Below are 17,744 nucleotides of genomic sequence, written 5' to 3'. Positions count from 1 at the left end.
TTATTATCTTGCTGATTTTTTAATTTCTAATATCTTCGAGGATTTACCGCTTTATCAAGAGCTTCATTAACTTTATTACCAAAGTAAAACCCTACTATCATAAGAACTAGTGAGATTATTGATGTGAAAATTCCAACAAAAGGTATTATATTTAAGATGTTTTTACACATACCAATACCTAACAAAATTGTGGCCACTTTTGCGTCGTTTTGAATTTGTGGATTATCAATATAGGGCATATTTTGAAAACCAAATTTTCCTAATTTAACGGCATAAATGATTCCGAAAGTTAAAAATACTACTCAAAAACCTATTCTTACCATAAAGAAAAGAGCGCCAATTAATATTAAATATCAATATTCTTCTGGTTTTTCTACTAACGCTGCAAAAATTCCTATCATTATGTGAGTTGAAAAACCAAGTGAAATGCTAATAATTCAAAAGATTAAAGCTTTTTTGTATGCTTTCTTCAAGTTAGGTTGGAATTCGTGAATACTTTCTTGCATTTTATCCCCTTTTTTGAATTAATATTTTAATTATACTAAAATCGTTTGTAAGTGAATTGTGGCTGTAAATTTAATATTTAAATTAGATTATAAGTTTAGAAAATTAAAAGCTTTGTGGGTTTAAATTCATTGTTTGGGAGCTATCTAGTTGTATTAATTCATTGTTAATTTTGCTCCCTAATCTATACGCTGTAACATTAAGCACAAGCATAGGCATTCCCATTGCTGCTGAATTGTAATTAATAAAAGGAATTCAATAAATAATAACAGTAAAGATAATAAGTGACATGCTGATAATCAATAATATTGCAGTATGTTTAGCTCTCTTTTTTATATCGATTAATAAAGGATTTTGGTGTAAATTCACTTTAGAAAAACTAAATTTAAACAATGGAACAATGTATAAAATAGTTAAAACAATATAACAAATTATGCTTGCAAAAGCTAATAAAGATAGCAAAATAGCTATAACTAATTTAAAAACATCAGATGCCTGCAAGTCGCTTTCATTTTGGTTTGAACCTGAAATAATGCTATTTAAACTATCAGATGTTTGAGATGTAATTGAGTCATAAATTCAATAAATAATAAATATTATGGCTATTGGGACAATGATTTGAGTTCAAAGTCAAGAAATAAATGAACCTAATCATCTCTTCTTCAGTTTTTGTTGTAAAGATAAAATTTGTTCCATTTTTCTTCTTTCTATTATATTAGATAATAAATAATAATAATAATAATAGGTTAATTATACTAATATAGTGAAAATTAGCATACAAAAAACTTTTCCAATTAAGAAAAACCTCCCTTGTTAATAGGGAAGTTTTTCAACATATTTTAAGTTTAAAAATTAGTTTGTTGTTGTTTGTTGATTAAACATTTGATATTGATCCATATCTCTTAATTTTTTATTAATGCTGTATCCAAAAACAAACCCTACAATATGAAGCGCAAAAATTGCAATACCTGAAAATCCGATGATACCATTTACAAATGGTATAAACATCACAACAAGATTAAAAGCTCAAATAGATAAACTTACGATAAATAATATTGCTGTAGTTTTTGCTTTTTTTCTTAATTCTGCTATCATGAAATTACCCATATCATTTGGTTCTGGGTTTGAGAATTTCATTAATGAAATAATATATAAAATTGTTAATACTACAGATGCAATAGCAATAGGTAAAAGTACTACAACAGTAAAAATACCTAATGCTAAAAATTTAGCAAATAGTAAATATCAAAAACCATTTGTAGAATCTGATTGAAATGTTCCTCCATCCTTAGATGAATTATAAACACCTGCAATTATAAGTGCAAGAATTATAATTGCAATTATTGTTCCTAAAATTTGACCAGCAAGTCAAACAGCAAATGAGCTTGTCCAAAGTTTTTTTAATTTAGTTTTAAAAGATAAAATGTTGTGCATTTTTGCCTCCAATATAAAAGTTTTTCACAATGCTAATTTGCCATTTTTTCGTCTAATTTTTCTAATTTAGCAATAGCTTTTTTGACTGTATCATAAGCATTTGTTCTTGTTGTTGCTAAGATTTCAGCCACTTCAGCGTAAGATAAATCGTTGTAAAAATAGAGTTCAAAAACTTGCCTTTGGTTTTGAGTAAGAAAGTTTTTGTATTTTTCAAATAACACTGAATATCTATGCAAATTTTCTAATGATTTTTTATTTTGCATCAATTAAATCCTTAGTCATTTGGTAAATAAATAGCTCTAAATCAAATTCTTGTAAATCATCTAATTTCTCACCTAGACCTAAAAATTTAACATCCAAATTGTATTCATCTTTAATTGAAAGGACAATTCCACCCTTTGATGTACCGTCCATTTTTGTCAAAATAATTCCTGTCAAATTAGCAACTTCTTTAAATGCTGCAGCTTGTGAAAGACCATTTTGACCTGTAGTTCCATCTAAAACTAAAATCGATTCATGTGGAGCATTTTCAACAAATTTGTTCATAACTGAAATCATTTTTTGCAGCTCATTCATTAAATTCACTTTATTTTGCAATCTACCTGCAGTATCAACAATTAAAAGGTCATAATTTTCGCTTGTTGCTTTATCCATAGCTTTATAAACTACAGAAGAAGGATCAGCACCTTCTTTATCTGGACGTACAATATCAACACCAATTCTGTTTGCTCATTCATTAAGTTGATTTACAGCTCCAGCTCTAAATGTATCAGCGGCAGCAATTAAGACTTTTTTACCTTGCTGAGCATATCTATAGGCTAATTTAGCAATCGAAGTTGTTTTTCCTGAACCATTAACCCCTACAACTACAAAGACATTCAATCTTCCATCTTCATAATTTAAAGTTGTATCAACTACTGAGTTATTGGTATAAATAACAAACATTTGATCAGCAACAATTTCACCAATTAATTTTGGATCATCAATTTGATTAGTCTTTACTTCTCTTTTAATTTTTTCAACTATTGTATAAACAAGTGAAGAGTTAATGTCTGACATAATAAGGAGTTCTTCGAGTTCTTCAAAGAATTCCTCATCAATTTTTGTGTGTCTGTTTTGCAGCTCTAAAAGTTTTTTTCCAAAGTTGGAACTATTGTTTAACCCGGTTTCATACTTTTGAAATTTGCTGCTATTAACGATTTCTTCACGCTTTTTTTCTTCTAGTTTTTTCTCTAATTCTTGAGCGTCTTGTTCTTTGTTTTTATTAAATACTTTATTAATTAAATTCTTAAAAAATCCCATAGCACTTAAATTTTACATTTTTATGCAGTTTTTTAATAAAAAAGTGCTATATGCTAGATTTGTTTGAAAATTATTAAACCATTTTGTACATCTAAAAACAATCAATGTAAAATTAATAAATATAGATTAATACCGAAGGAAAATATATGAAAAACGAATTAAAAAACGATTTTTATAACTATGTAAATAAAAACTGGATTAAAAAAAGAAAAATCCCTAAAGATCTTTCAAGTTTAAGCTCATATTCAGAGCTTCATTTAGAAATTGAAAAAGAACTTAGAAAGTTAGTAAACGATTGATCACTTGGTAAAAAAGAACTTCCAAATAACCATCAAATTCATGAGATGGTGAAATTTTACAAAATGCTCAAAAACACTAAAATGCAAACTAAATTAGGTTGGAAACCAGCTTTAGAAGATTTGAATTTTATTGAGTCACTTAATAGCTGAGAAGATTTTAATAATAACTACTTTAAAATAAGAAAAATCTCTTCTTTTCTTCCTTATGATTTTGAAGTAGCTGAAGATTTTGTAAATAACAAAGTTTATACTTTGTGATTTAGTGAGCCTGACTTACTTTTACCTTCAAAAGAATATTATTCACGTAAAGAAGAAGCTCAAAAAATTCTTTCAACAGTTAAAGAAGTATCTGTTAAACTTTTTAGATCGCTTGGTAAAACAAAAGCAGAAGCTTTAAAAATTGTTAAAAATGCTTTTGAAGCAGATAAAAAGCTTGTTGATTTAAAACTTTCTAGCACTGAACTTCACAAAGTTGAAGTTGTTTATAACCCACTCGAATTAAAAGAAATTAGTGAAAAAGTTAGCTTTTTCCCAATTGCTGAAAATGCTGAAAAACTTTTAAAACAAAAAATTGATCAAATTGTTGTTCCTAACCTTAAATACTTAGAAAACATTGACGATTTTTACACAAATAAAGTAACTTTTGAGCAAGTTAGAGACTTAATGTACTTAAGAAGTGTCCTTGCTTTTGCAAGATTTTTAAATCCTGAAACACGTTTAACTGTTTTTTAAATTGCTAAAGTATTAAGTGGTGCAGAAAAGCCTAGATCACTTTCGAAATGAGCTTATTCATTTACACTTAGATTCTTTAGTGAACCATTTAGTTTATATTACGGAAAAGCTAATTTCACAGAAGAATCAAGACAAGATGTACTTAGAATGATTGATAAAATTGTAAAAGTTTATCAAGATAGATTATCAAGAAACACTTGACTTACTAAAGAAACTGCTCAAAAAGCAATTACAAAACTTAACAAATTAAGACCAATGGTTGGATATCCAGATTATATTTATTCATATTTTGATAAATTTGTGGTTCAAACCTACAAAGAAGGTGGAACACTTGTTTCAAATATCAGTAAATTTGCTGATATCATCGAAGAACACCAATTAAGTTTATACAAAAAAGAAGTTGATCCTAATATCTGAGGAATGACTTCATTTGAAGTTAATGCATACTTTAATCCACTTTCAAATGTTATCGTCTTCCCTGCTGGATATTTAAAAGCTCCATTTTATGACTATAATCAAAATTCAAGCGCAAACTATGGTGGGCTTGGAATGACAATTGGTCACGAAATTTCGCACGCTTTTGATAATAATGGTGCTCAATTTGATGAAAACGGAAGTTTTGAAAACTGATGAACAGAACAAGACTATGCTGCTTTTAAAGAAAAAACCAAACTTATGATCGATCTTTTTGACGGATTTGAAACTCCATTTGGAAAAATTAACGGTGAATTAACAGTTTCTGAAAACATTGCTGATCAAGGTGGAATTATCTCTGCGCTTGAAGCTGCTAAAACAGAAAAAGATTTTGACATTGAGAAATTCTTTGAAAATTACGCTTACTGCGAAAGAGCAATCACAAGAAAAGAATCTGCTATCCAAAGACTTTTAACAGATCCGCACTCACCAGCAAAAGAAAGAGTTAACTTACAATTACGTATTTCCAAAGATTTCCAAAATCACTACAAAATAGACAAAAATGACAAAATGTATGCTGATGAAAGTGAAATTTTTGAAATTTGATAATTTACATTCATTAGCCTAAGTTTAATACACAAAAACCCATTTCTTTGTTTTATAGAAATGGGTTTTTGCATTATCAAATTACATTATTTTTCTGAAATTAAATCATTTATAAAGTTCTCAACTCTTCTTTATTCATGAAGTAATTTCTTTTATTCTTTTACATGGGGTTTTAATCAAGAGCTCTCTTTGGTGACAAATTCACCTAATTTTATTTTCTTTTCCGTTTCCTGCTCCTTAAAAATATACAAACGAAATTTGTATTTATTAATTAAATATAAATAAAAGTTTGTTTATTTTACCCAATTGCAGCCTTTGTATAAGTTGAATAAATAACAACTTTTTTAGGATTGTCGGTTTCGCTTTTAGCAAGTGGGAAAATTGGAATTGAATGTGATTGTGAACTTTGGTGTGAATTAAAGTTTCATTTTAATACATCATTTACATATAATTTGAAAGTCAATTTACCGTAAAATGTAGCTATAAAAGGGTAATTAGCTAAAGGATAACCAAGCTTTTTAAGACCACTTAAATCACCATTATTGTTTTTAATAATTTCAAGTGGTCGTTTTGGGTCTTCGCCTGGTTTTCAAGAAGTTTCATCATTGTTTAGAGAAATTTCTACCTTTACTTTTTGGCCGCTTTGAATTTGGAAATGATTTACAAAATTAGTAAATCCAAAATCAAAGAATGCTCCACCAATTCCGTTGAAATTTTCGGTGTTAAAGTCTTTATTTGCAGTTGCTTCAATTTGATAAGTGAAACTTCCGGAATTTGTGAAAGGTTGAGTGAGAATTAATTTTTCTTTCTCAAAATTAAAGTTTGAATTTTTGAAATTAAGTTCTGTGAAAAATTTTAAGAAAGTCACTCATAATGCATTTCCATATGTGAATCATTGACCATCACTGATTTTTGAATTTCAAGGATTGTTTCATTCAGTTCTAACTTTATTGCTTAAATAATTTGAATCTGAATCCATTTTACCTTTAAAATCAATTGAATACCCATTAGGAAATAATCAAAAATCATCTACTGAATTAGCCACAATTTCAGACTTATCTGGTGTGTTATCAATATCTACACCCGTTCTAATTCATGGTTTATTTATGTATTCATTTGAATAATCATTAGCATCCATTAATGAGTTTTCTATATAATGAACTTCTCTTGTATCTGGGTGATAAATTTTGATTTCAATTCATCTTTCCTCATTATCATTAAATGAATATACTTCACTAATTGAGTTGTTATCAAAATCTATATCACTTATATGAATCTCTTTTTGAATTTTAGAAAGATTAGGTCTTCTACCTTTTATTATTAATTTTAAGTTTAAAAATTTTGTTTTAAGATGTTTGTAAAGATGTTTAAGGTATCAAAATTCGTTTTGTGACTTATCAGGGTTAAGGATTTTAATTTTTAAATCGAATTTACTGTTAGTTGGCACTTTATAATAATCATTTCCATCATAGTCTTTATTTTTTTTAGCGTCTGCTTTTAAGTAAGCTTTATACCCAAGTCTCTCTGGTTTATTAGTGAGAAATTTATCTGTTTCTTCTTTAAATACATCCATCTCAGATGCTTGAATTTTGAATTTTGAATACTCTTCAATAAATAAATCTAATTTTTGATTTTCATCTTGTCTAGAATCATAGCTAGAAACAATATCATTTATATATTTCTCAAAATCATTTGAGTAATAATTATTTGCTTTGAGTTCTTGTAATTTCGGTAAATTCAATGATTTTTGTGCATCAAAAAGTTCTTTGCTATTTGAATATGATAAATTAAAAGCTTTATTAATTTCATCAAGTTTTTGGTTCAATTCTTGAACTGAATAGCTCTCAAGATTTTCAAATAGAATTGTTTTTTGGGCTAATATGTTTTTTAATTCGCTATTAGTGAATAAATCTTTATGAGCTTCAATTTTGAAGAACATTTCTTTATTTTCATTAATTTTAGAAATTAATGATTGCTTTTCATCTTCATTATTTTCTTTGATGACATTAACAATAATTTTGTCGCTAACTGCTTTATTTTCAGTTTCCCCACTTGCTAATAAGTAACCTTCCGGAATTCATTTATTAATAGAAATTGTTGCAGTATCTAAATCAATTTGTTCTACTCTTTGAAAAACTTCTGCATTATTAAATCTGTAAATTATAGTTACTGATTTTTGTTTTTTTCTTACGTTTATATCTATTTCTTGAGCATATTCATATGAAGATTGATCACTTATTAATTCATAATTATTTGGTATTTTTGTTTTGTCAAGATTTACAATTGTTTCGTCTACATAAATTTCACTGAGATATTGCGAAATTACGTTGTTTTCGCTTAAAAACTTAACAATAAAAGCTTTTTTCATTTTATGAATATATAATGTTAGTTCTTTTTTATAAGTAACATTTTCATCAGTTGGGTTATCAAAAGCAAAGTTTTCTGGAAGATATTTTTGAATATTTACTGAATTATCTTCAGCGCGAATGTTTGTAATTGTTACATCTTGATTGTTTAATGGATTTACCTTATCTACAAAATGAAGAAGCATTTGTTTTACATTTACAATTTTTGCTACATCAATTCTGATCTCTTTTTGAGTACTACTGAAATTTATTCTTTCGGGTTGAGCTTGAGCAAATTTATATCCATTTGGCAATTCAATATTTGAGCTTAAAATGCTATTTTCGTTTGAAAATAGGTTAAATGTTTGAATATAAACTTCTGAACTATTATGAATAAGTTTTACACTTATAACACTATAAATTGGTGTTATTGTTAAATTAACAACATCTGCAAAATCAACTTCATTTACTGAAGTGATAAACCGGAAAGGAAAGTTAATTTCATTTAATTTGATTTTGTTATTTGCCACTCTTGCATCAATAGAAAAATCTTTTCCAGTTAAGTATTTATTTCCGATGAAGAATTTGAAAGTCACGTTTTTTGTAACTTCCACAACTTCAATATTAGGGTTTTCTGGTTTGACAATCTCATCTGCCGGTTCTTGAGCATCTTTAGAAGGCTCACTTGGCTGGGCATTTTCTCCATTAGTTTCTGAAGTTTTTTTGTCACCATCAACTTGTTTTTCTGGTTGATTTTCTTTTCCTGTTTCACCTGTTTTTTGATCATTATTTTTAGCAGTTTTTACTCCAAAAGCAATCCCTGTTGCTATTGATCCAATGACCAATATGCTTGAAATACAAAGTAAAATTATTTTTGTTTTTTTCATAATAGTTCCTAAAAAGATTTTTATGTTATGTCAATGTTGTATAAATAATGATAAAACAATTTCTGTATAAAATCAAATTTATGTTTTAAATTTATTTTAAGGCATGCTAGAATTAAAAATTTCTATTTTAAATTACTATTATTTATATTTTAAAGTAAAATATAACAATATATGATGCGTAATAAACAAGAGGATGTTCCAATTACGCAAAAATATGATTTTCGGAAATTAAAGTTGCTATCTCTTAATGAAAATCAATCTCTTTTAAATGAAATTGATTGAATTAACCAAACCTTTAATAACAACTTGCAATTGCCAAATACAAAAGAATTTGAAGAGCTTGTTATTAACACAAATTCAAATAAAATCGAAAATCAAAATTTATTTGAATTGGAAAAAAGTTTTATCAAGTTAAATGAAAAACTCCAAAATGATAGGGGTTCTTTTATGGACACTTACAATTTCCAATCAAACGAATTAGATGATTTACTTTTAGAAATAAATCAAAATTTTACAATTAAAAATTCTAGTGCTAACGGCATAATAGATATGAAAAACACCACCAGAATAATTGTCAAAAAAATGGACATTTAAACTCAAGGGTGTTTTTTAATATATTTTAAATAAGGAGCAAAAATGAAGGTAAATATAGCTATTGATGGACCATCAGGAGCAGGTAAGTCAACAGTTTCAAAACAATTAGCTGAAAAATTAAATTACACGTTTATCAATTCAGGCAGCATTTATCGTGCTGTCGCATTAAATGCAATTAACTCAGGAGTGGATTTAAAAGATCATGATCAAGTAGTGTCTACTTTAGAGCTTGGAATGGTTAAATTAAAAGAAAATGACACTGTCTTTTTAAAAGGCGAAGATGTTTCACTCAAAATTCGTGCAGAATACATTTCTCAATCAGCAGCTACTGTAGCTAAAATCCAAGAAGTTAGAAATTTTGTGGTTGATTTTATTCAACATATGACCAAGAAAAGCAAAGGTTTCATTATCGACGGTAGAGACACAACATTTAGAATTATGCCACATGCTGAAGTGAAAATCTTCCTTTGAGCTAATCCCGAAGAAAGAGCTAAACGTAGATGACAACAAAACAAACAGTTAGGTTATGAAACTAACTTTGAAGAAGTTTTGTATGACGTTAAAAAAAGAGATGCTCAAGATATGCACCGCGAAGTTGATCCACTCCACAAAACTGAAGACTCTATTTTAATTGATTGTACTCAAATGACGCGTGAAGAAGTAATTGATAAAATTGTAGACATTGTAAACTCAAAAATTAAGGAGCAAAATGCGTAATACAGTTGCAATTATTGGAAAACCAAATGTTGGTAAAAGTACTTTCTTCAACAGATTAGTAGGTAAAAAAGTTTCTATCGTTTATGACCAACCTGGAGTTACTCGTGACCGTTTATACGAAACAATTGAATGAACAGGTCATAAAATTAAAATTATCGACACTGGTGGAATCGAAATTGAAAATAAACCTTTCCAAGAGCAAATTCAAATTCAAGCTAAAATCGCTATCGAAGAAGCTGATGCAATTATCTTTCTTTTTGACGGAAATAGCGAAATTACAAATGATGATTTATTCATTATGAACATTCTTAGAAAAAGCAATAAACCAATTATTGCAGTCGCTAATAAGCTTGAAAATAACCAAATGTTTGATTACTCATGATATAAACTAGGAGTTGATGATATTTTCGCCATTTCTGCTCTTCATGGTGAAGGAATTGGTGAAGTTTTAGATACTTGCGTTGAAAAACTCGACTTCACAGAAACACAAGAAGAAGAATTGTTCAACCTTGCAATTATTGGTAAGCCTAACGCTGGAAAAAGCTCTCTTTTAAACAATTTAGCTAAGGAAAATAGATCAATTGTATCCGAAATAGCAGGTACTACTCGTGATAGTGTTAAATCTACCATTACCATTGATGGTGACAAATACAAAGTTGTTGATACAGCTGGTATTACTAAAAAATCTAAATTAATTGAAAGTGTTGACCATTACGCTTTAATGCGTGCTATGAACTCTCTTGCTGAAGCTGATTTATCTTTAATTGTTATTGATGCTACTCAAGATGAGATTAGTCATTTTGACTCAAGAATTATTGGTTATGCCCTTGATAACGAAAAACCTGTAATTATAGTAGTAAACAAATGAGACTTAATTGAAAAAGAAACCAATACAATGGCTCAATATGAAGAAAAAATGAGAAGAAAATTCCACTTTGTTCCTTGAGTTCCATTTGTCTTTATTTCAGCTAAATACAATCAAAGAATTGGTAAATTGATTGAAACAATTAAAATGGTGCGTACCAATCTTGAAAGAGATATTAAACCTTCACTTCTTTCAAACTTTGTGTTAGAAACACAACTAATTCAACCTGCAGTTCCTTTCAATGGTGGTAGATTAAACATTTACTACGCTAGAAAAGAACTTTCAAAAATTCCTACTTTTACTTTCTTTGTTAATAACAAAAAATATGCTCACTTTTCATACCTTCGTTTCCTTGAAAATCAACTTAGAGAAACATTTGATTTTAGAGGTTGCCCAATCAAAATTAACCTTAAAAACAAAAATGGTCTTGAATAATTTGTCACCCAAAGCAAACTTGCTTTGGGTTTTATTTTGTCCTTTTAAGGGCACCTTATAAGAGCAAAAGTATTTAAAAAGCACATGCTAAGCACGTGCAATTTGTTAATTATTGGTTTTAATTTTCTCAATGAAATCATCTTCATTTGAAAAGTCCACATTACGGTCAATTCACTCTCTTCTATTTGAAACATTATCACCCATAAGCACACTTACTCTTCTTTCAGCAAGTGAAGCATCTTCAATAGTTGCTTTTACAAGAGTTCTAGTTTCAGGGTTCATTGTAGTTTCTCAAAGCTGGTCAGCATTCATTTCACCAAGCCCTTTATAGCGTTGAAGTTCGTATGCCCCCTTGATTGAATCTAAGATTTCTTTAAGTTCTTCATCATCTCAAGCATACTGAATTTTCTTATTAGCTTTAGTAGTTACTTTATAAAGTGGAGCTAACGCAATATAAATTTTTCCTTGCTCAATTAAAGGTTTCATAAAACGATAAAAGAAAGTTAATAATAAAATCTGAATATGAGCACCATCGGTGTCCGCGTCAGTCATAATTACAATTTTTCCATATTGAGATTTGGAAATATCAAAATCTTTCCCATATCCAGCACCAATTGTATTAATGATTGTCCCAATTTCTTGATTTTTAATAATGTCTAAAAGCTTAGATTTTTCGGAGTTGATGACTTTTCCTCTAAGTGGTAAAATGGCTTGATATCTTCGATCTCTACCGCTTTTAGCGCTACCACCAGCAGAATCCCCCTCAACTAAGAAAAGTTCTTTTTCTTCTGCTTTTTTGGATGTGGCTGGAGTTAATTTATCACTAAGAACAACTTTGTCTTTAAGCACATTTTTAGATTTTCTAGCTTCAGCTCTCCGTTTACGTTCTTCTTGGCGAATTTCATAAGCTTTTTTAAGCTTATCAAGCACTTTTTTCGCTACATTTTTATTTTCTGCAATTCAAATTTCTAAATACTTAGAAACAACTTCTTCAACAACATTTTTAGCATCAGGAGTTCCTAATTTATCTTTAGTTTGCCCTACAAATTCAAGTAAGTGTTCAGGGATTTTTAAAGATAAAATAACACTAAGTCCTTCACGAATATCATCGCCATCAAAAACATTTTTATTTTTAAGCACACCTTCACGAATAGCAAAATCGTTAAACACTTTAGTGAAAGCATTTTTCATCCCTGTTTCGTGGGTTCCACCATCACGAGTTTTAACATTATTTACAAAGCTAAGTCCAATGTAATTATATGAATCAGTTCATTGGAAAGCAAAATCAACTTCAATTTCTTTTTTTATTTCATGGAACGAAACAGCTTCGGTAAGTTTATCTTTTGAATCATTAAGGAAACTTAAGAAAGCTTGAAGTCCATTTTGATATTCATAAACCTCTTTAAAGTCACTACTTTCATCAATTAATGTGATTTTAAGTCCTGAAATTAAGAACGAACTTTCTTTCAATCTCTCACTAATGGTGCTAATGTTCAATTTAGCTTTCTTAAAAAATGAATAGTCAGGTCAAAATTGAACTGTAGTTCCTGTAGTTTTTGAAGTCCCAATTTCATGAGTTCTTTCTACAATTTTATCTTGGACAAAAACTGTTTGATATAACTTTTTATCCCTTGCTACAGTAACAATTAATTTGCTTGATAATGCATTTACAACGCTAGATCCAACCCCATGAAGTCCACCACTAGATTTATATGCTCCAGCGTTAAATTTACCTCCAGCATGAAGTTCTGTAAAGACAATTTCTACAGCAGTTCTATTTTCACCTTTAGCTTTATCAACCGGTATTCCCCGACCATTATCTGCTACAATAACTGATCCATCATTTTTTAAAATAACATCAATTTTATTAGCATATCCTGCAAGAGCTTCATCAATTGCATTATCTACAATTTCTCAAACAAGGTGATGAAGCCCATGTACATCAGTTCCACCAATATACATTCCTGGACGTTTTCTAACGGCTTCAAGACCTTTTAGTTGAGTTATGCTTTCAGCATTATAGTTATTATTTTGCTTCATATTGTTTAATTATAAATTAAAAAATTAGCCAATTGGCTAATTTTAAATTATTTTTCTTTGCTTTCTTTTTCTTCTAATACAGCTTTAGCAACTGCCATAGATGAAGCTACATCCCCTAAATTAGGCGGAATAATGATTTTTGTAGCTCTTCCGTTAGCTAAGTTTCCAAGCTCTTCAATCGCTTTGTAATTAAGCACTTGTGCTGAAATTTCACTTGCATTAAGAAGTTCAATAGCTTGTTTTTTACCTTGAGCTTCAAGAATGCTTTTTTCTTTTTGAGCTTCAGCCTCTAAGATTAAAGCACGTTTGTTAGCTTCGGCATTTAAAATCTTACTTTCTTTGTATCCTTGAGCTTTTAAGATTTCACTTTGTCTAATCCCTTCAGCTTCTAAAATTTGGGCTCTTTTATCTCTTTCAGCTTGCATTTGACGCACCATAGCTTCTTGAACTTCGTGTGGTGGAATAATGTTTTGTAATTCCACACGATTCACTTTAATCCCTCAAGAATCACTAGCTTTATCTAAAATACTTGTTAATTTTGAGTTAATAATTTCTCTTGATGTTAATGATTCATCAAGTTCCAATTCTCCAATTAAGTTTCTAAGTGTGGTAGAAACTAATGCTTCAATAGCTCTAATTGGATTTTCAGCTCCATATGCAAAAAGTTTTGGATCTTCAATTTTTAAATACACAACTGTATCAATTTTAATTGTTGCATTATCTTTAGTAATAACGCTTTGAGCAGGGAAGTCAAAAACTTTTTCTTTAATGCTGTCTTTAACCACTACTCTTTCAATAAACGGAACAAGGAAATGAAGTCCTTTAAATAAAATTTTGTGATATCTTCCGAATCTTTCAACAACATAAAAGTTTGTTTCTGAAACAATTTTGATTGTTGAAACAAGGATAATTACTGCTAATGAAAAAATCGCAACTAAAATAATAACTAAAACTGCTATTGCTACTGCGCTCATTTTAAATCTCCTTTATTTATGATTAATAATTAAATTATATCTTTATCTATAAGAAATTAAAAAAATATCTAAGTTATAAACTTAGATAAATTAGTGATTTTTGAAAATATTGAACTCACTTCATGAAAGATGTTCTTTGAAATATTTAAGATTTTCACCTTTAATGATTTTTACTTTCATTTTTCCTTTTGAAAACTCAAATAAAACATTATCTTGATAAAGGTAAAAAATGTTTGAAATTGCTAAAAATAAAGCACCAAAGAAAATATAAGTGAAGAAATGTCAAGGGTGTTTTGTAAACACTCCAAGTTTTTTTGAGTAAATCTTATTAACGGTATCAAGTCCTGCATAAAAGTAGTTGCTTTGTCATTGAATTGGAGCTGTAATATCTAAAATTCAATTTAAGCAATACATAAATAAAAAGGCTGTAAAAATGATAACAAATGAAATTACTGAAGTTCTAAGACTATATTTCATTGGGAAAATAATCATAATTACAATTGGAGAAAGAATTACAAAAGCGTGAATAAGATAGAAATCTCAGAAGAATAAGTTATTAAAGTTAACTTTAAAGAAGTTATCTCCAATTCATACTTTTTGGCCATAAGCCATAAAGAATTCTCTGTGGTTGTTTGGATCAACTTGAATGAAATTTTCTACTCCCATTTGTTTTAAATCATCATTAGTTATTGTGTAAATGTATTTTAAATCAGGAAGAGAAAGAGCTACAATTCCACCAATAATTGAGAAAAATCCAAAGTATTTAATATATTCAATCCTATTAAATAGAAGTAAAAAGCCAATTGCCAAGCACATTAATCTACAATAATGGAACGGAATTGCTTCTCACATTCTTTGGAAGTTAGAAGAAAGTAAAAGCCCTGATCTTACACAAATAAAGAAGATTGTAAAAAGCCCTGCAGTTCTAATTAAAATATTTTTTGTAAGCGGGGAAAGCTTGTTATTTTGGTAACTTGCATAAATTTGTCTTTTAAAAATCCATAACAAAAGACATGTGATAAATACTAAAATTACACCTATAAGAAAAATCACATTGCTTAGTTTTGAAATTTGATGATATTCTGGCGCACTATTTGGTGTTGTTCCAGTTCATGAGAAAAAACCAGGTTTAAGAAAGGGGAGCTTTTCTTCAATGGCTGTCATTTATACCTCCTATTAAAAAATTAACTGATAAATAAAAATATAAGCTTAAAGCTTATATTGTTTAAGAACATTCTTAAGCAGCTGCTCTTTCAGCTCTTCTTTGGTCTCTTGCTTGTTCTTTTTGTAATTTGTGTTTACGTTTTTCAGCACGTAATTTATTTTTTAATCTAACTACTTTACGCATATTTTGTCCTTTTGTTTGAATTATTTGATTAATTATTTTTAACTTAAAAAATATATTCGGATAAATTAAATTATCACCTTTTAAATATAAATACTATTTTACATTAAAAAAGAAAATTTGTGAAAATAAATATTACTTAATATGTTCATTAATAAAGTTTAAACACTCATTTTTAGCTTCAAAAAAGATAGCGTGCCCTTTGTTTTCAAAAAGGATTAAAGGTATCTTTAATTCATTAGAAATATTGATAATACCTTCTTTTTTTGTATACTCATCTTTGTTTCCGCTAATAATAAAAATATCTTTTGCTGTTTTAAATAAGTTAAATACATTGTTTTTAAGGAAATTTTCATTTAAAATTTGCTCATTAATCATTTTTCCAAGGACTTTTGTTCTTTTACTTCAATCTCTATCTTTTAATAGGCTAATTGTTTTTACAATTAACGGATTGTTTTTGTCATAAAAAAAGTGGATATAAGACTGTCTAAGTTGCTCTAAATTTTGCGGTTCTAATCAAGTTCTAAAAACACTTACATCTCTATTTTCAAGTAGGAAAGGGTTAAATGGGCTAAATAAAAAAGTTTTTTTAACATTTTCTTTTTGATTAAGCATAAGAGCGCAATACGAACCTAAAGAATGCGAAGCTATATATACTGCCGGTTCATTTGAAAAGTGCTCATTGTAAAATGCTTTCACTATTTGCTCATAATCTTCTAATTTTAAAGATATATCAGAGTGATTTTCATTTGGTAAATTAATTGCTGCAATTCTGAATTTACGCTCAATATTTTTATAAGGAAAAAGGAAGGTTTTCATAGAATCTCCAAAACCATGAATAAAAAGAAGAATTGGCTTATTTGCTTCTTCTTTTTCATAATAAAATTCCACCTTTATACCTAAATATTCTAAGGATCCGTTCATTATTATCCTAAAAATAAGCTTAAAATTTCTTCCTTGCTAATTCCACCAAAATACATTTCTAAATCAATTGATGAAAGAACTTTATCAAGTTCTTCTTTTTTAAATGAAATTCCTTTGAATTTATCCATAATATCATCAATGTCTTTTTTGGCCAAGAAGTCACCTTCGAATTTCACTTCATCTAAAAGTCCATCTTTGACATTGAATTTTACTTTTAAAATTCCATTAGTAAATTTAGCTTCATTAGTCGCTTCAAAAGGTATGTTTTTGTTGTAAATTCATTCTTCAGATGCTCTATATTCAGCAAGTTTATCAAGCTCATCTTGATATTTGCTCATTGGTAACTCTTCATATTTTGCACCATAATTTTTCACAAAAAATTCAATTAAATTATCAATAAATTCTTTTTCAGTAAGTGAATAATTAAGTTCTTTAGCTATATTTGTTACTCTTTGACGCACTGATTGAATCCCTTTAGATTGAATTTTTAATTTAGAAGGATTCAGTGCATTAGCAAGCTTGGTTAAATCAACATCAAAAAGTAAGGTTCCATGTGATACAATCCGATTTCCACGGATAAATTGTGAGTTACCACTAATTTTGTAACCATTGCACAATAAATCATTTCTTCCTTTAAATTCAGCATTTAAACCAAGTGAATTTAAATAGCCAATAATTGGGGTTAAAAATCTTTCATAACCACCTTTTTTATCATAATCCGTAATAAAAGAAAAGCAAATATTACCCATATCTTGGTAAACAGCTCCCCCTCCACTTAATCTACGGGCTAATTCAATTTTATTTGCTTCTACATAATCACGTTTAATTTCTTCATAAGCATTTTGATTTCTTCCGATAATAACAGCGTTATCGTGTTGATATAAATATAAAATATCACCAGTCATTTCTGGGTCATTAACTAATAATTCTTCAATACTTAATGTTACATAAGGTGAAGTTGCTTCTGTTTTAAAAATTTTCATAATAATAGTATATAAAACATTTATAATTAAAAAAAGGAATAATGATTTCAAAACAGTATTTTGCATAAAATTTTCATATCTAAAAGGGGAGAGAATGGATATAGAAAAAACAAAAAAATTGCTTAAATTCTTCTTATTTTCACTACTTTTAATTTCTTTAGCATTAATTGGTGTGTCAATATGAGGGTTTGTTTCATGGGTTTTAGAAGCTGCTTTAATACCAATAATTGTTATTTTAGTTTTAGTGATTTCATTGCAAAATATTTACTATAAAGCACAACTTAAAGGTATTAAACTTTTTGAAAAAGATCAAAGTAATGCAAATTAAAAGCAAATAGAAATAA

16 protein-coding genes and 1 pseudogene are annotated in these 17,744 nt (G+C 28.4%); 6 read left to right on the top strand and 11 right to left on the bottom strand.

Features of this window, described 5'->3' with window-relative positions; genetic code table 4:
* Nucleotides 1-26: 26 nt before the first annotated feature.
* The 5 genes from EXC51_RS02485 to ftsY form a co-directional block, all read right to left on the bottom strand.
* Nucleotides 27-506 (bottom strand): hypothetical protein, encoded by a 480-nt coding sequence (locus tag EXC51_RS02485; protein ID WP_129620366.1) that lies wholly within the window; start codon nucleotides 504-506, stop codon nucleotides 27-29.
* Between the two features lie 103 nt (nucleotides 507-609).
* Nucleotides 610-1,200 carry a hypothetical protein gene (locus EXC51_RS02480; RefSeq protein ID WP_129620365.1) on the bottom strand — a complete coding sequence of 197 codons (591 nt, stop codon included), beginning with the start codon at nucleotides 1,198-1,200 and terminating at the stop codon, nucleotides 610-612.
* A gap of 156 nt (nucleotides 1,201-1,356) precedes the next feature.
* Nucleotides 1,357-1,938, bottom strand: a complete 582-nt coding sequence (locus EXC51_RS02475) for a hypothetical protein (protein ID WP_129620364.1) — start codon at nucleotides 1,936-1,938, stop codon at nucleotides 1,357-1,359.
* A 32-nt stretch (nucleotides 1,939-1,970) separates the two neighbouring features.
* Nucleotides 1,971-2,201, bottom strand: coding sequence for a sigma factor-like helix-turn-helix DNA-binding protein (locus tag EXC51_RS02470; RefSeq protein ID WP_129620363.1), 231 nt, complete (start codon nucleotides 2,199-2,201; stop codon nucleotides 1,971-1,973).
* Entirely contained in the window at nucleotides 2,191-3,240 is a 1,050-nt protein-coding gene (gene ftsY, locus EXC51_RS02465; RefSeq protein ID WP_129620362.1) for a signal recognition particle-docking protein FtsY, read from the bottom strand. Before ftsY ends, EXC51_RS02470 begins: the two co-directional genes overlap by 11 nt.
* Nucleotides 3,241-3,386: 146 nt before the next feature.
* Here ftsY and EXC51_RS02460 point away from each other — a divergent pair.
* Nucleotides 3,387-4,529, top strand: a pseudogene (locus EXC51_RS02460) (hypothetical protein); the annotation flags it as partial.
* Nucleotides 4,527-5,294 (top strand): M13 family metallopeptidase, encoded by a 768-nt coding sequence (locus EXC51_RS02455; protein WP_318024514.1) that lies wholly within the window; start codon nucleotides 4,527-4,529, stop codon nucleotides 5,292-5,294. The pseudogene EXC51_RS02460 and the gene EXC51_RS02455, both read left to right, overlap by 3 nt.
* Nucleotides 5,295-5,589: 295 nt before the next feature.
* On the opposite strand, the gene EXC51_RS02450 is transcribed toward EXC51_RS02455, so the two are convergent.
* Nucleotides 5,590-8,523, bottom strand: coding sequence for a hypothetical protein (locus EXC51_RS02450; protein WP_129620359.1), 2,934 nt, complete (start codon nucleotides 8,521-8,523; stop codon nucleotides 5,590-5,592).
* 171 nt (nucleotides 8,524-8,694) lie between these two features.
* Between EXC51_RS02450 and EXC51_RS02445 the strand changes: the two genes are divergently transcribed.
* Genes EXC51_RS02445 through der form a run of 3 tightly spaced genes read left to right on the top strand, consistent with a single transcriptional unit; the run spans nucleotide 8,695 to nucleotide 11,134 of the window.
* The gene (locus EXC51_RS02445) at nucleotides 8,695-9,117 is read left to right on the top strand and encodes a hypothetical protein (protein WP_129620358.1); all 423 of its coding nucleotides are present in this window, start codon (nucleotides 8,695-8,697) and stop codon (nucleotides 9,115-9,117) included.
* Between the two features lie 42 nt (nucleotides 9,118-9,159).
* Nucleotides 9,160-9,834 carry a (d)CMP kinase gene (gene cmk / locus EXC51_RS02440; protein ID WP_129620357.1) on the top strand — a complete coding sequence of 225 codons (675 nt, stop codon included), beginning with the start codon at nucleotides 9,160-9,162 and terminating at the stop codon, nucleotides 9,832-9,834.
* Nucleotides 9,827-11,134: a ribosome biogenesis GTPase Der gene (gene der, locus EXC51_RS02435; protein ID WP_129620356.1), complete on the top strand. Its 1,308-nt coding sequence runs from the start codon at nucleotides 9,827-9,829 to the stop codon at nucleotides 11,132-11,134. The genes cmk and der overlap by 8 nt, the downstream gene beginning before the upstream one ends.
* Nucleotides 11,135-11,239: 105 nt before the next feature.
* On the opposite strand, the gene parE is transcribed toward der, so the two are convergent.
* The 5 genes from parE to EXC51_RS02410 form a co-directional block, all read right to left on the bottom strand.
* The gene (parE, locus tag EXC51_RS02430; RefSeq protein ID WP_129620355.1) at nucleotides 11,240-13,174 is read right to left on the bottom strand and encodes a DNA topoisomerase IV subunit B; all 1,935 of its coding nucleotides are present in this window, start codon (nucleotides 13,172-13,174) and stop codon (nucleotides 11,240-11,242) included.
* Nucleotides 13,175-13,221: 47 nt separating this feature from the next.
* Nucleotides 13,222-14,148 carry an SPFH domain-containing protein gene (locus tag EXC51_RS02425; protein ID WP_129620354.1) on the bottom strand — a complete coding sequence of 309 codons (927 nt, stop codon included), beginning with the start codon at nucleotides 14,146-14,148 and terminating at the stop codon, nucleotides 13,222-13,224.
* Nucleotides 14,149-14,238: 90 nt separating this feature from the next.
* Nucleotides 14,239-15,312, bottom strand: a complete 1,074-nt coding sequence (locus EXC51_RS02420) for a YwaF family protein (RefSeq protein WP_129620353.1) — start codon at nucleotides 15,310-15,312, stop codon at nucleotides 14,239-14,241.
* A gap of 316 nt (nucleotides 15,313-15,628) precedes the next feature.
* Complete coding sequence (locus tag EXC51_RS02415) at nucleotides 15,629-16,417, bottom strand: alpha/beta fold hydrolase (RefSeq protein WP_129620352.1); 789 nt, start codon at nucleotides 16,415-16,417, stop codon at nucleotides 15,629-15,631.
* A 2-nt stretch (nucleotides 16,418-16,419) separates the two neighbouring features.
* Nucleotides 16,420-17,400 carry a lipoate--protein ligase gene (locus tag EXC51_RS02410; RefSeq protein WP_129620351.1) on the bottom strand — a complete coding sequence of 327 codons (981 nt, stop codon included), beginning with the start codon at nucleotides 17,398-17,400 and terminating at the stop codon, nucleotides 16,420-16,422.
* A gap of 94 nt (nucleotides 17,401-17,494) precedes the next feature.
* On the opposite strand from EXC51_RS02410, the gene EXC51_RS02405 reads away from it, so the two are divergent.
* Nucleotides 17,495-17,728 (top strand): hypothetical protein, encoded by a 234-nt coding sequence (locus EXC51_RS02405; protein WP_129620350.1) that lies wholly within the window; start codon nucleotides 17,495-17,497, stop codon nucleotides 17,726-17,728.
* The last annotated feature ends 16 nt before the right edge of the window (nucleotides 17,729-17,744 follow it).

It is taken from the genome of Mycoplasmopsis gallinacea, assembly GCF_900660495.1.
Lineage (GTDB): Bacteria > Bacillota_I > Bacilli_A > Mycoplasmatales > Metamycoplasmataceae > Mycoplasmopsis > Mycoplasmopsis gallinacea.
Note: the sequence above shows the minus strand (reverse complement) of the source record. Positions and strands in the feature narration are given on the sequence as shown.